The 14,907-nt window shown below is 42.3% G+C and carries 8 protein-coding genes; 7 read left to right on the top strand and 1 reads right to left on the bottom strand.

What is annotated here, in order from left to right:
• Positions 1–232 precede the first annotated feature (232 nt).
• The 7 genes from RCZ04_RS07975 to RCZ04_RS07945 all read left to right on the top strand — a co-directional run bounded on the left by RCZ04_RS07975 (position 233) and on the right by RCZ04_RS07945 (position 12,201).
• Positions 233–1,609 (top strand): sigma-54-dependent transcriptional regulator, encoded by a 1,377-nt coding sequence (locus RCZ04_RS07975; RefSeq protein ID WP_460485517.1) that lies wholly within the window; start codon positions 233–235, stop codon positions 1,607–1,609.
• Positions 1,610–1,697: 88 nt separating this feature from the next.
• Positions 1,698–4,628 carry a glycoside hydrolase family 3 N-terminal domain-containing protein gene (locus RCZ04_RS07970; RefSeq protein ID WP_460485516.1) on the top strand — a complete coding sequence of 977 codons (2,931 nt, stop codon included), beginning with the start codon at positions 1,698–1,700 and terminating at the stop codon, positions 4,626–4,628.
• Between the two features lie 71 nt (positions 4,629–4,699).
• A complete protein-coding gene (nhaD, locus tag RCZ04_RS07965) occupies positions 4,700–6,025 on the top strand; it encodes a sodium:proton antiporter NhaD (protein ID WP_460485515.1) in 1,326 nt (441 codons plus the stop codon).
• A 209-nt stretch (positions 6,026–6,234) separates the two neighbouring features.
• Positions 6,235–7,830, top strand: coding sequence for an apolipoprotein N-acyltransferase (gene lnt, locus RCZ04_RS07960; protein ID WP_460485514.1), 1,596 nt, complete (start codon positions 6,235–6,237; stop codon positions 7,828–7,830).
• Positions 7,831–7,861: 31 nt separating this feature from the next.
• Positions 7,862–9,241 (top strand): aromatic amino acid lyase, encoded by a 1,380-nt coding sequence (locus RCZ04_RS07955; RefSeq protein ID WP_460485513.1) that lies wholly within the window; start codon positions 7,862–7,864, stop codon positions 9,239–9,241.
• A gap of 90 nt (positions 9,242–9,331) precedes the next feature.
• Positions 9,332–10,483 (top strand): lactonase family protein, encoded by a 1,152-nt coding sequence (locus tag RCZ04_RS07950; protein WP_460485512.1) that lies wholly within the window; start codon positions 9,332–9,334, stop codon positions 10,481–10,483.
• Between the two features lie 50 nt (positions 10,484–10,533).
• Positions 10,534–12,201 (top strand): formate--tetrahydrofolate ligase, encoded by a 1,668-nt coding sequence (locus tag RCZ04_RS07945; protein ID WP_460485511.1) that lies wholly within the window; start codon positions 10,534–10,536, stop codon positions 12,199–12,201.
• A gap of 94 nt (positions 12,202–12,295) precedes the next feature.
• Here the strand turns inward: RCZ04_RS07945 and tamL are convergent, their stop codons facing one another.
• On the bottom strand, positions 12,296–14,872 hold the full coding sequence (tamL, locus tag RCZ04_RS07940) for a BamA/TamA family outer membrane protein (RefSeq protein WP_460485510.1): 2,577 nt from the start codon (positions 14,870–14,872) through the stop codon (positions 12,296–12,298).
• Between the last annotated feature and the right edge of the window lie 35 nt (positions 14,873–14,907).

The raw sequence follows: 14,907 nt of genomic DNA, 5'->3' as shown, positions 1-14,907 counted from the left end.
AGTATTTATATTATATGCATTGAAGAAAGACTTTCTTGAAAAAAGAAAGTCTTTTTTTATTGATATAGTATGTTTATTAGAAATTTTTTGTATATTTGCAAGATTTTTGTCCTGTTTAGAGGGGCAGTTTTTAATTGTAGTAGTCTGGTGCACAAATTTTTACTATTTATAGATAGGTGCACAAATGGCTATAAACAGTACATTTTTTAATTTAAAAAGACACATATAAAGTATGAAGAATCCAATTCTTTTAGTAGAAGATGATGTAGTTTTCTCCAAAATGTTAGGTAAATTTTTGGAGCGCAATGGATATGAAGTAGTAAGGTGTTATAATTTAGAAGAAGCGGAGAAGAACCTAAATGCTTCGCTGAGCTTAGTATTCACTGATTTACGTTTGCCGGATGGTGACGGTATTAATTTTTTAAAAGAAGTAAAAGAAGCGCACCCTGATTTGCCTGTTGTGGTAATGACCAGCTATGCAGAAGTATCGACTGCGGTAGAGGCAATGAAATTAGGGGCTTTTGACTATATATCGAAACCGTTCCAGCAAGAGGACGTACTAAACGTGATTAAAAACGCACAAAGCAGTACGCGTACGGCTTCGTTACCTAAGAGGGAAAACGCTAAGGCAGACGATAGCCCAGGTAAAGCGGCTCAACCGGTTGTTACCAATGAGAACTCTTATATTGAAGGGGTAAGTTCGGCGTCTAAAAAGCTGAATAAATTCATCAGTTTGGTAGCTCCTACCGATATGTCGGTACTCATTACTGGTGAAAGCGGTACGGGTAAAGAGGTGGTAGCTAAATCGATTCACCTAAAAAGCGAACGCCGTAACAAGCCGTTTATTGCGGTGGACTGTGGAGCGATACCTAAAGAAATTGCGTCGAGTGAGTTTTTTGGTCACGTAAAGGGTTCGTTTACGGGAGCTATTACCGATAAAAAAGGGCACTTTGAAGAGGCAAATGGTGGTACTATTTTCCTTGATGAGGTAGGGAACCTCAGCTATGACAACCAAATACAATTGCTACGTGCCTTACAAGAGCGCCGTATTAAACCTATTGGTAGTTCTAAGGAAATAGAAGTGGATATCCGTGTATTGGCAGCTACCAACGAAGATTTATTGGCAGCAGTAGGAAAAGGAGAGTTTCGCGAAGACCTTTATCACCGATTGAACGAGTTTTCGATAAAAGTACCTTCGCTAAGCGAACGCAAGGACGACTTGATGATATTTGCTTCATATTTCTTGGAAAAAGCTAATGAAAAACTCCATAAGAACGTACAAGGGTTTACTGAAAAGGCAGTACAAAAGATGCTTTTATACACTTGGGGTGGTAACTTACGCGAACTATCGAACACAGTGAAACGCGCTGCGCTACTCACTCAAGGTGATTATATTACTGAAAATGAATTGCCAGAGCCTGTGATTACTGAAACACGCCACTTCCCTACTGAGCGTTTTTCGTTCTCAACCAAGGAAAACGAGCGTGAACTTATTATCAGTGCGTTACACGAGACCCATAATAATAAAACAGAAGCAGCAAAATTGTTAGGCTTTACACGTAAAACACTTTACAACAAATTGAAAGCCTACAACATTGATGAATTTTAATAGGCAAAAGGTAAGAAGTAAAAAGGTAAAAGGCAAGTAAAACGCCTCTTATCTGTTATTTCTTACCTTTTACTTTTTATTTTAAAAAATGAGAAAGACTTATTTACTAATTACTTTTTTTTACTTAACACTATCTACTACATTTGCCCAAAATAAATCTCCGCTAACAACTACCGATGCCCAAGCACAACAGCAGTGGGTGAACGACACTTATAACCAAATGAGCCTTGATGAAAAGATAGGGCAACTGTTTATGGTATCGGTATATTCGAGCCATATAGGCACAAAAAAAGCCGAAGAGGTAAAAGACTTCATCAAGAAATACTACATTGGGGGGATTATCTTCTCTAAGGGAGGACCGAAGCGTCAGGCAAAGCTCACCAATGAATACCAAGCACTTTCTAAAATTCCGCTTTTTATGGCGATGGACGCCGAGTGGGGATTGGCAATGCGCTTGGACTCTACTTATGCTTACCCGTGGAATATGACGCTGGGAGCTATCAAAGACAACTATCTTATAGAACGCACTGGCAGACGCATAGGCTTACACTGCAAACAATTGGGTATGCAATTTAACTTTGCTCCTGATATTGACATTAACACCAACCCGAATAACCCTATTATAGGAAATCGTTCGTTTGGCGAAGACAAAGAGAACGTAACCCAGAAAGGGCTGGCTTTCACTCGTGGAATGCAATCAGTAGGGGTATTGGGCAGTGCTAAACACTTCCCTGGTCACGGCGATACTTCAAAAGATTCACATAAAACCCTACCGCTTATCACTTTCTCCGCTAACCGTATTGACGAGGTAGAACTTTACCCATTTAAAGCGCTCATCAGGGAAGGCGTAGCCAGTGTAATGGTAGGACACCTCAACATTCCTTCGTTAGAACCTAAAGCAGGACTTCCCTCATCGTTATCGAGTGCTATTATCACCGGCTTGTTAAAAAAGAGACTTGGTTATGAAGGGCTTATTTTTACCGATGCTCTTGGTATGAAAGGGGTATCGGAATACTTGCCCGTGGGCGAAGTGGAAGTGGAAGCCTTTTTGGCGGGTAACGATATTTTGCTAATGCCCTCAAACGTAGCTAAAGGTTTTGAGGCAATGAAGAAAGCCTACCAGAACAAACGTATCAGCGAGGAACGCTTAGCCCACTCAGTAAAGAAAATACTAATGGCTAAATACAAAGTGGGGCTCACCACTTTCAATCGGTTAGACGAAAGCACTGTAACCTCGACCTTGCACACGGTTGAAGACGATTTGCTTACTGAGGAATTGTTTGAAAATGCGATTACGGTGGGGCAAAACAAGGAGAATATACTCCCTATAAAAGACTTAGACAAGCGCAAGATAGCCTATGTGAAGTTTGGCAACGACAGCGGTTGGGCATTTTACTCTACCCTACGCAAATACGCAGAGACTGTGCTTATTGAGCCTAAAAACGAGGCACAGCTATATGAAGCCGTAGAGTCTTTTGACACTGTTATCATTGGGTTGCACAAACCAGATAAGACCCCTTGGGACGCGTACAAATTTACAGAGAACGAACTCAAATGGCTGGAGCATATTGCCAAGAAAAAGAAGGTAATACTCGCCGTGTTTACTCGCCCTTATGCGATGCTTGATGTGAAAAGTATAGCTCCTATTAAAGCTATTGTATTCGCTTACCAAAATCACAAAGTAGCACAAGAGAAAACCGCCCAGCTCATCTTTGGTGCTATTGAGGGGAAAGGTGTTTTGCCTGTAACAGCACACCCTAACCTACCCGTAGGCACTTCTGTTGTTACTCCAAAGATAGGACGCTTGGCTTATGGTTTACCCGAAAGCGTAGGACTGAATTCGGTTACACTGAGAGAAATTGACAGTATTGCTCTTGATGCGGTAGCACAGAAGATGACCCCAGGAATGCAAGTATTAGTTGCCAAAAGAGGAAAAGTAGTTTACCGCAAGAATTTTGGTACTTTGGATTACAATCCAGCCAATAAAGTGACCGACAATACCATTTACGATTTGGCTTCGCTTACTAAGATATTGGCAACCTTGCCCGAACTGATGCGCCTTTATGTGAGAGGAGATTTCAAACCTGTAGATACTTTTGAAGATTTACTACCCAAGCTCAAACATACAAACAAGGGAGAACTGGTAATGAAAGATGTGCTCTCACACTACGCCCAGTTCCAGTCGTGGATTCCTTTTTATAGAAAAACCTTAGGACCTGACAGGAAACCCTCGCCAGAGTACTACAGCACTACCAAAAGCGACTCCTTCCCTACTGAGGTGGCTAAAGACCTCTATCTTAGAGAAGGATATGCTGACACTATTTATAAAACTATAGACGATAGCGAGCTCATCAGAGATAAAAAATACTTGTACAGCGACCTCCCTTACTATTATTTCAAAAAATACATAGAAAAAAAAAACAAGAAGCCTCTACAAGAAGTGGTACAAAAGCACTTTTATAGAGGTTTAGGTGCCTATCAGCTCACTTTTCTGCCTCTGCAGCGTTTCTCTCCTGTAAATATTGCGCCTGCCGAAGATGAAAAGACCTTTCGTTCTCAAGAGCTTCGTGGGCACGTACACGACCAAGGGGCAGCCCTTTTAGGAGGCGTAGGTGGTCACGCAGGACTTTTTGGAACAGCAAACGATGTAGCCAAAGTAATGCAAATGTACCTTCAACAAGGATATTACGGCGGTACGTGGTTCTTACAACCACAGGCTATAAAAATCTTCAACACTTGTAACTACTGTCCGGAAGGTAACCGCAGAGGCTTAGGATTCGATAAACCACAGTTAGGGAGATCAGGTCCCACTTGCGGTTGTGTGCCTATGGACAGCTTTGGACATACGGGGTTTACGGGCACTTTTGCGTGGGCAGACCCTACTAATGAAATAGTAGTAGTTATCCTCTCGAACCGCACTTACCCCTCGTCTGACAATAAACTTTTAGTAAACCGATTGGTGCGCCAAAAGATACAAGGAGTAGTGTACCAAGCTCTCTCTACAAATAAAAACTTTTAAAAAGATTTGGCGAATAAGGAAAAGTTTTAGTACATTTGCGCCACGTTAATTTTTTAAATTATATATATTCTATGGAAGCGTGGATTATTGCCATTTTCTTTATTGGCTATATTTGTATCACTACCGAACACCAAATAAAGGTAGATAAAACTATTTCGGCTTTGGGTATGGCTGTGGTATGCTGGACGATACTCAAAGTATCTAATTTAGATGTAGTGGAGGTGCTTAACGGAGTGTTAGTACCCGTAGATGCGGCGAACAACAGCAACGCTATTGATGAAGCCTTAAGACATCACTTAGCGGAGACCTCTGAAATTCTATTCTTCTTAATCGGTGCGATGACTATTGTGGAAATCATTGATATGCACCGAGGATTTGAAATCATCAAGCGAGTGATTCACACCAGAAGTAAAGTAAAACTGCTTTGGATTATAGGGGTAATAGCTTTCTTCCTCTCTGCTATTATCGACAACCTCACTACTACCATTATCCTTATTACTATTGTGCGCAAGCTCATACCCGACCAAAAAGAACGCATTTGGTATGCTTCAATGATTGTAATTGCTGCCAATGCTGGTGGAGCGTGGTCACCTATAGGCGACGTAACGACTACTATGTTATGGGTGAAAAACAAAGTGAGCGCAGCTAAATTAGTGGAGTACGTATTTATTCCTGCTATTGTATGCTTAGTTGTACCTTTGCTGATTGCTTCGTTCTTACCTGTATTCAAAGGTAAAATCGATACTTCTAACAGCGAAGAGGGCGTTACTTACAAGAGCAGTATGCCTGTACTAATTATTGGCTTTACTGCTATTATCTTTGTACCTATTTTCAAATCGATTACGCACTTGCCTCCTTATATAGGAATGCTGTTTGCACTGGCTACTATGTGGTTTATTTCTGAAAAACTAAAACCTATCAGAGAACTTTCATCAACTGATAAGGATAAATTTAGTATTCACCGTGCTTTAGGACGCATAGAGTTTTCGAGCATTTTATTCTTCTTAGGAATCTTGTTGGCGGTAGCCTCATTGCAAACAATTGGCACACTCTTTAACTTTGCACAATCACTCAACGAGACTATCCCAAGCAAGAATGTAGTGATATTGCTCTTAGGTTTTGCTTCTGCTGTGATAGACAATGTGCCATTGGTAGCTGCCAGTATGGGTATGTTCCAAGAGCCTTTGGATAGTGGTATTTGGCACTATATTGCCTATGCAGCTGGTACAGGAGGTAGCTTGCTTATCATTGGTTCAGCCGCAGGTGTAGTAGCTATGGGTATGGAGAAGATTAGCTTCTTTTGGTATGTGAAAAATATCTTGTGGATAGCGCTATTAGGCTTTGTTTTAGGCTATCTCACTTTGGTAAGTTTTGAATCCTTACACCTTTTTGGATAATATACAAAAATTGATTATGTAAGAAAGACTGTCTAAAGAATTATATTTAGACAGTCTTTTTGCTATTGATGAGAATAATCATTGCTACTTCTTAACTTTGTTTTTTATACATTAAAAAAAGCTGTAAGTCTTATACAACATTTTTTCATCATTCATCACTTGTCATTCGCAATTGTTTCTTATCTTTGCCACATTATTAAGTGTCTATAATGAAAAAAAACATACTCCTCGCCCTACTCTCAGGGGCTTTACTCGCCAGTGCGTGGGTAACTTATGGTATTACGATTTTGATATTCATTGCTTTAGTACCCTTATTGCTGATGGAAGCGCGCATTCGTCGCGACTGTCAGCACACTAAGCGCAAAGTGTTTGCCCTCTCGTATTTGGCTTTCCTCACTTGGAATATCCCCACCACTTGGTGGATATGGTACTCCACCCAAATAGGCGCTGTGTTTGCCATTTTGGCGAATACCCTCTTGATGACCCTCACTTTCTTCCTCTATCATATTGTAGCCAAACGTATGAACCGCAAAGTGTCGCTCGTCTTCTTAGTAGCGATATGGCTTTCGTTCGAGAAATTCCACCTCACCTGGGAGGTGTCTTGGCCTTGGTTGAACCTTGGCAATGTCTTTTCTGAAAAAGTCACGTGGGTACAGTGGTACGAGTATACAGGTACTTTCGGCGGCTCATTATGGGTGTGGGTCGTAAATATTGTGCTTTTTATAGGTTTAACCGACTATCTTTCTACCAAAAACCGCAAGATTCTCTCCCAAAAAGTGGGGATAGCGACCCTCTTCTTTGCTATTCCAGTGGCAATTTCCTATTTTCAATACATCAATTACAGCGAAACGGGCAAAAAAACGATTACTGCTGTGGTTTTGCAACCTAATATCGACCCGTATGCTGAGAAATACAACTTTTCTAATCAGGAAGTAAGCGAACTGTTGTTGCGCCTCGCTGCCCCTCAATTGAACGAGAAAGTAAACTTCGTGATTACCCCCGAAACGGTCTTTGCCGATAATATCCGATTGCACGAATTGCCCTACCGTCCTGAATTAGAGCCTTTGCGCGCTACAGTAAAACGCTATCCGCAACTCAACTGGATTGCAGGAACAGCGATGATCGACTTTATACGGGACAAAAGCCAAATCACTTCTCAAAGCAACTACCTGCCCTCTTACGATATATGGTACAACGATTACAACTCAGCTTTTTTGCTGAATATCCGCCCCGAACTACCTCTCTATCACAAGAGTAAGTTGGTGGTGGCGGTGGAGAATTTCCCTTATCAGCAAGTGCTAAAACCTATTTTGGGCGAAACGCTTATCAATTTAGGAGGGACTGTTGCCCTGAAATCCACCCAACCCGAGCGCACTGCTTTTGCAGGAATTGCCACCGAGGGCAAAGCAGCACCTATCATCTGTTATGAAAGTATTTACGGCGAGTTTGTTACGGGCTATGTAAAGAAAGGAGCCAACTTTTTGGCGGTGCTCACCAATGATGCGTGGTGGCGTGACACTCAGGGTTACAAGCAGTTGCTCAGCTACACCCGCTTGCGCGCTATCGAAACCCGTCGCAGTGTCGCCCGCAGTGCCAATACGGGTATTTCGGCTTTTATCAACGGCAGAGGCGACCTGTTGCAAACCCTACCTTACGGTACCCAAGGTAGCCTCAAAGGCACGATTGCTCTAAACGATGAAGTTACTTTTTACGTACAAATGGGCGATTATATTGCACGAATAGCGTATTTTTTAGCGTTTTTTGTGTTTTTGTACGCTGTGTTGAGAAAACGAGAAACTCTCTAACGACTAATGACTAACGAACTAACACCTAAAAATGGAACACTACATCTCTAACGAAATCCTGCTTTTAGAACAACTCAACGCTATTATCGAAAGCGACACCCAACTGAAACTCTCAGAAGAAGCGGTGATCAACATCGAATCTTGCTATCGCTTTCTCGAGCAACAATTGCAAGCACGCCCTGAAGAGCTGGAACATCTCTTTGTGGGCTCAATGCCTCTCTTGCGCCACTACGCTTGTGGCATAGGCGAGCGCATCCCCAATGAGATTGTCAAGCTGATGCTCTTCCTCAAAATACAATCCTTCTCTTACGGTTATAGCGGAGTGCGATTGGCTTTGGTACAACGCCTTATCGACTTCTACAATCACGGCGTTTTCCCTGTGGTCTATTCTAAGGATATCCCCGATGAGCGCATCGCCTTGGCACATTTAGCTTTGCCACTTTTTGGCGAAGGCGAAGTGTGTATACAGCACAAAATCTATTCGGCTCAAGAGTTGGAAGCCAAATACGGTTGGCAACCCCTTGTGTTAGAAGGGCGTGAAGCTGATGCCCTGCTCAATGGCACCCAACTCACCACAGCCTACGGAGTTCACAACCTGCTCAAATCGCTCCGCCTTATCCAGTGGGCTGACTTTGTGGCTTCAGTCTCTACCCAAGTGTTTGGAGGAAATCTCTCGGCTTTCTCCGAGGCGATGCAAGTAGTCCGACCTCATAAAGGACTCATTGAAACCGCCGAACACCTGCGTAACCTCCTCAAGGATAGCACCCTCAATGAGAGTCCGCAGCCTTTTTCTTCAATGCCCGAAGCTTTTTGCTCTATTCCTCAAATTCACGGAGCTGTGCGCGAATCGATAGCCGCTATTCGCAAAGTGATTAAAACCGAAATGAATTCCGTTACCGATAATCCTATCCTCTTCCCCGAAACCCAAGAAATTATCTTTGGGGGCAACTCACACACCCTGCCTTTGTCACTCGCAATGGACTTTCTGGCGATTACCCTCACCAGCTTGGGCAACATCAGCGAACGACGTGTGTTTTATCTGTTGTCTAATATAGGAAAAGAGATAGAAACCGAGATCGATTATCCTATCTTCCAGCGTATTATTGAGGGAATTTTGAATGAAAACCGCCGATTGTCTACTCCTGCGAGTATTGAAAGTCCAATTTTATTTGAAAAAACGATAGATATTAAGGGAATGGGAGGTAGTTCGGCTATCAAATGCGTGCAAGTAGTGAAGAATATTGAAGAAATATTAGCGATTGAACTCATTTTAGCCACTTCACTGTGGAAAAAGAAACCCCTCGACTTCCATTCCGAGCTCTTTAAAGAGTATCTCACCTTTATGGAAGAAGGAGAGGTACATACACTAAAAAAACAAATAGAAAGAACTATACAATTTTTTAGCAGGTAACAGGTGACAAAAATAATTGTAACTTCCAACTAAAATCACTACTTTTGTCGCATTAAATTCTCAATTGTCAATTCTCAATTGTTTAAAACTATGAAAAAAATCCAAACACTTTTATCTATAGCCTTTTCGCTTTTGGCATTCCTCTCCTTTGCACAAAGCAACCGACTACTAATGTACATAGGTTCTTATACCGAAGGTGATAACTCCAAAGGTATTTATACCTATTATTTCAATCAGGATAACGGGAGCTTTGAGCCTATCAGCAGTACCGAAGCGAATAACCCTTCTTTCCTGACGCTTTCGGCTGACGGGAAGCGGCTGTATGCAGTGAGTGAGTACAATGACGGCAGGCAGGGTGCTTATTCCTTTGATGTGAGTGCCGATGGACTGCACCTGAGTAACCCTGTTTTCCGTACGATTGCTATTAAAAATATATATACTGAAACGAGCAAAGAGGGTGCCGACCCTTGCCATATCTATACGGATGGCAAAATGGTAGTTACCGCTAACTATACAGGGGGTGATGTGAGTACTTTCCCCTTAGATACTGAAAGCCGATTGCTACCCAAAAAAGATAATATTTTTTTCCCTGAAAAAAGTCGCGACCGCAAAGCGCATATCCACCAAATAGTACCTACGCCCGATGGGCAGTATTTGTTAGTAGTTGATTTAGGAAATGATTGTATCTATCGCATTGAAAAAAATAAATTAGCTATAGGGATGCACTGGGGTTGGGGCTTTAGGAGATATGTAAAAGTAGTGTATCAAGCTCCTGATGGGCAAGGCCCGCGACACCTCACTTTCAGCAAAAATGGTCGTTTTGTCTATCTCATCAACGAGTTGGGGGGCGAGTGTATTGTGCTCAGCTACCGCAAAGGCAAACTCAAAGAAGTACAACGCCTTATGGCCGATGAGGCGAATGGAGGCGGCAGTGCCGAGATAGCACTAAGTCCCGATGGTCGTTTTCTCTACACCTCTCACCGCTTGAAAAACGACGGGATTTCCATTTTTGCTGTTGATCCTCACAAAGGTACGATCGCCAAAGTAGGCTACCAACACACAGGCGTACATCCGCGTCATTTTGCGCTCACCCCTAATGGTAAATATCTATTGGTAGCCAATCGCGACAGCAACCAGATACAAATTTTTGAGCGCAACCTAACTACAGGCCTCCTCACCGATACCTCCCGCACCATCGAATTGCATAAACCTACTTGCATATTGTTTGCGAATCCCAACTAAAATCACTACCTTTGTCGCATTAAATTGTCAATTGTCAATTATTAATTGTTATGACTGATCTTGAAATCGCCCAAACGGCTCAAATGCTCCCTATCAAGGAGATCGCTAAAAAACTAAACATCAGCGAGGACGACCTCGACCCTTACGGGAAATACAAGGCCAAACTGCCCTTGCACCTCATCAACGTTGAGAAGATGAAAAAGAGCAAGTTAGTGCTCGTTACCGCTATTACCCCTACGCCTGCTGGCGAAGGAAAAACCACCGTGAGCATCGGCCTTACCGAAGGTCTTAATCGTATAGGCAAAAAAGCTATTGCTGTATTGCGCGAACCGTCCTTAGGCCCTGTGTTTGGCATCAAAGGGGGTGCCGCAGGCGGTGGCTACTCGCAAGTAGTGCCTATGGAGGATATCAACCTGCACTTCACAGGCGACTTCTCTGCCGTTGAAAAAGCAAATAACCTCTTGGCGGCAGTCATTGATAACAACATACAAAGCAAAACCCACTCCATTGGTATCGACCCGCGTACCGTGGTGTGGAAACGCGTGATGGATATGAACGACCGCGCCCTGCGTCATATAGTAGTGGGCTTAGGTGGTAGCACTCACGGAGTGCCTCGTGAAGATGGTTTTAACATCACTCCTGCTTCCGAGATTATGGCTATCCTCTGCTTAGCCGAAAGTTTTTCGGACTTGAAAAAGCGCATCGGTAACATCTATGTAGGCAAAAAAATCGACGGTACACCCGTATTTGCCCGCGATTTGAACGTGGTAGGAGCGATGGCGCTCTTGCTCAAAGAAGCGATCAAACCTAACCTCGTGCAGACTTTGGAGAATAACCCTGCGATCCTGCACGGCGGCCCCTTTGCGAGTATTGCTCAAGGTACAAACACCGTCTTGGCGACCAAAATGGGACTCTCTCTCGGCAACTTTGTGGTAACTGAAGCAGGCTTTGGTGCCGACCTTGGCGCCGAAAAATTCCTCAATATCAAATGTACTTCTGCTGATTTGGCTCCTGATGCCGTGGTGCTGGTGGCTACTATTCGCGCCTTGCGTCACCACGGGGGCGCTAAAAAAGAGGAATACAATACCCCCGACTTGCAAAAAGTGAAACTCGGTATTGCCAATTTGGAAAAACATATTGAAAATGTGCAACTCTTCGGACTCAAACCTGTAGTGGCGATCAACTTCTTCCCTAACGATAGCGAGGAGGAAATTGCTTATGTAAAAGAAGTATGTGCGCAAAAAGGCGTACAAGCAATTGTGAGCAAAGGCTTTAGCGAAGGGGGTAAAGGCACTGAAGAATTGGCACACGCGGTGGTGGCTATAGCCGAAAGCGGTGAAAGTTATTTCAGTCCGCTCTATAGCAATGAGGCGAGCATCGAAGAAAAAATTGCAACGGTAGCTACCAAAATTTACGGAGCTCGCAAGGTGAACTACAGTAGCAAAGCGCTCACTCAGCTCAAACAAATCAACAAATTAGGCTTTGACAAAATGCCTATTTGTATGGTGAAAACCCCTAAATCTCTCAGCGACGACGAGAAAAAACTCGCTCGCCCTACTGATTTTGAGGTAACCGTACGCGAATTTGAATTTGCAAGTGGTGCAGGTTTTGTCATTCCAATGCTCGGCGATACAATGCGTATGCCTGGCCTCCCCAGCGTTCCCGCCGCCGAAGGTATGGATATTGACGACAACGGCGTGATCACGGGACTCTCTTGATAGGTAAAATGAAAAAGATAAAGTAGTTATAGAGTTAAAAAAAACAGCTATTAAAATAGCTGTTTTTTTTATTCCGTTTGTAACCTATACTGCACTAGAACGGATAATTGATACCAAAGTTAAACACTGTATCTTTAATTTTGAATTTCTTGATCCATCGGTTGCCTATAGGTTCAGCGGGGTCATAAGTAGGCACACCCATATCGAGGCGAATGACAAAGAAATTAAAGTCGTAGCGCAAGCCGAAGCCTGTGCTCAAGCCGACATCTTTTAGGGAGGAAAGGTCTTTGAATTTATAGTCGTCAAAACGTGTATCATCAGCTATGTTCCAGATATTTCCTACATCGGTGAAGAGTGCACCTTTGAGAGCTCCTAAAATAGGAAAACGGTACTCAAGATTGAGTGTAATCTTCATATTTGCTTCGTTATAATCTAAAATGGAACCACTTGAACCAGGTCCTAAACGATAGGCTTTCCAACCACGGTTATCGGTAGTACCACCTGCAAAGTAGCTTTGAGAGAAAGGAATATTATCGGAATTGCCATAGGGAATTGCTATTCCTAAGAACGAACGAAATGCCAAAGAACTCTGTTTGGCTATTGGAAAATGCTTGATAAAATCGACTTCAGCTTTTGCATATTGAGCATATTCTACCCCAAAAAGCTTATTCTTGGTACTACCATCAGTATTTACTACTTTATAGGTAGCTGTGATAGCGTTGAGCAGACTTCCTGCTCCTTCTATTTTAAAACGAAGCTGAGAGAAGTCACGTTCAAAAAACTGCGATTTGCTATTGATGATGTAAGTAAAGCTGGTAGAAACAATAAAGTCGTTGTTCGTAATACGTCTATAGCGTTCATAAGTGGCATAAATAGGAATTATATCTTCATTTTGCACACTCAATGTTTGATTAAGTACATCTTCTATAAAGTTAAAAGTTCCTTCAGTAGGAGTAAGATTTCCTCTACTATCTACATATCGGCTTCCTAAACTATACTTCTTAGCTATATCATTCAATCTTTCATAAGTGCTTTGATAAATATTGTAAAAGTTTCCGGGGTTGATGTTGTTCACATACTGCACATTTATCAAATCTAAAATTACTTTATTCTTTTGATTACGGGGATTCCACACATAGCGCAATAAGCCCGAAGTGGTACGTTTATCGAGTCCTATATTTGTTTGGTAACTCATACCGGTTTGTAATATAGTTTGAGGAGTCATATAGTAGGGAATAATCTTACGCGTATTGAGCGGAAAGACAATAGAAGGGAAAATGAGGCGTATATCACCACTCACTTCTGAGGTATTGAAAAAGCGTGTATCTTTAAGGGTTGGTTGTGATGCAAAAGTACCTTGCAAGTTCAGTTCTAAGGTTTCAGCACCTCGAAAGACATTTCGTGCTGCGAAGGAAGTACCTATTCCAAAACCGATAGCTTCAATTTCGGAGCGTTTTACCTCATTGGTGAGTCGCAAAGAGAATTTATCTAAGGAGGATAGGTAGATATTTGCATCGAGTTTGTTTTGCAAAGTGTCGTTTGGAGTGTATTTAAACTCCATATTGGGGTAGCGGAACACGCACAGGTTGTTGAACTGTCGGTAGGTATTGCCACGCTCTAAATCGGAGTAGATTTGTCCTTTGCGGAGGCTTGTAGCGTGGTAGAGCACGCGTGGGCGATAACGCAACTTGTCTTTGTAATAAATAATCATATTGCGGTACTCTAATGAGTCTAACGTAGTCTTGTCTACTTTATTATCGTAATCGGTATAAAGGCGGATTTTGTTGAGGTAATGCACCTTGTATTTTTTGGTGGTAATTACATCGCCATCGCGTTCTATAAGGTCTCCTATATCAGTAGTTACTTGCAGTTTCTGGTCTTTTTGAGTTGTGACAGTATCGCGCTCTATTTGGAAATTGATAGAGTTCTGCTGGAAGGTATAAAAACCGTTGTTGCGAAAGAGCTCATAGAGGCGTGAACGCTCATTGCTAAAATCGGTGAGCTGGTAAGGGGCTCCTGATTTTAGGAAGGTTTTTGACTTGTGTTGTTGGTATAATGAATCTATTTCAGGAGAAGTGATATGAGTTTTGAGGCTATCTAAATAGTAACGTTCACCGGTAGTGATGTAATAACTCACTTTGGCTTGTTGTTTTTCTTCTTTGGGAAGGATAAAAATACTATCGGATACTTTGGCATTGAAATAACCTATACTTTTGAAATAAGCCCCCAATTGCTTGTCGGTTTTGTGTACACGTGCTGTATCTAAGATTGCAGGTGCTTCACCTATCTTCTGCAATTGGTGATCAATACCCGAAACCAAAAACGATTTCTGTAAGCGACCTACTTGTTTTTTAGATAGGAAACCGTTGAGGAACTTATGCCAACGAGGGTGGGTATCGAGCCATTGTACAAATTCTGCTTCGGCATTAGGATTTCCTAAATTATAGATATAAAGGCTCAAGGGCATACCTAAAATATACGAATTAGGCTTTTGTAACACAAAATTGTTTATCTTTGCATCGTCGGTTTTGGCACCATTCACGTATACGGTATTTTCACGGAGCAAGTGGCGGTCTTTAGGCACGCGTTTGGTAGCATCGCACGAGGTGAGTGCAATGGCTAAGAGGAATAGCCAACCGATGAGGCTTAGTGGGGAATGTGTATTTCTCACAAGTTTTTGTTTTTAGGGCTCAAAAGTACACAATT

This window comes from Capnocytophaga sp. HP1101, from assembly GCF_054772415.1.
The sequence above is the reverse complement of the archived record's forward strand: the minus strand, read 5'-3'. Positions and strand labels throughout refer to the sequence as shown.

Excerpts from the sequence above, each read along its gene's own strand:
- RCZ04_RS07970 (WP_460485516.1), top strand. The coding sequence starts at position 1,698 with ATGAGAAAGACTTATTTACTAATTACTTTTTTTTACTTAACACTATCT.
- nhaD (WP_460485515.1), top strand. The coding sequence starts at position 4,700 with ATGGAAGCGTGGATTATTGCCATTTTCTTTATTGGCTATATTTGTATC.
- RCZ04_RS07950 (WP_460485512.1), top strand. The coding sequence starts at position 9,332 with ATGAAAAAAATCCAAACACTTTTATCTATAGCCTTTTCGCTTTTGGCA.
- RCZ04_RS07955 (WP_460485513.1), top strand. The coding sequence starts at position 7,862 with ATGGAACACTACATCTCTAACGAAATCCTGCTTTTAGAACAACTCAAC.
- RCZ04_RS07945 (WP_460485511.1), top strand. The coding sequence starts at position 10,534 with ATGACTGATCTTGAAATCGCCCAAACGGCTCAAATGCTCCCTATCAAG.
- RCZ04_RS07975 (WP_460485517.1), top strand. The coding sequence starts at position 233 with ATGAAGAATCCAATTCTTTTAGTAGAAGATGATGTAGTTTTCTCCAAA.
- lnt (WP_460485514.1), top strand. The coding sequence starts at position 6,235 with ATGAAAAAAAACATACTCCTCGCCCTACTCTCAGGGGCTTTACTCGCC.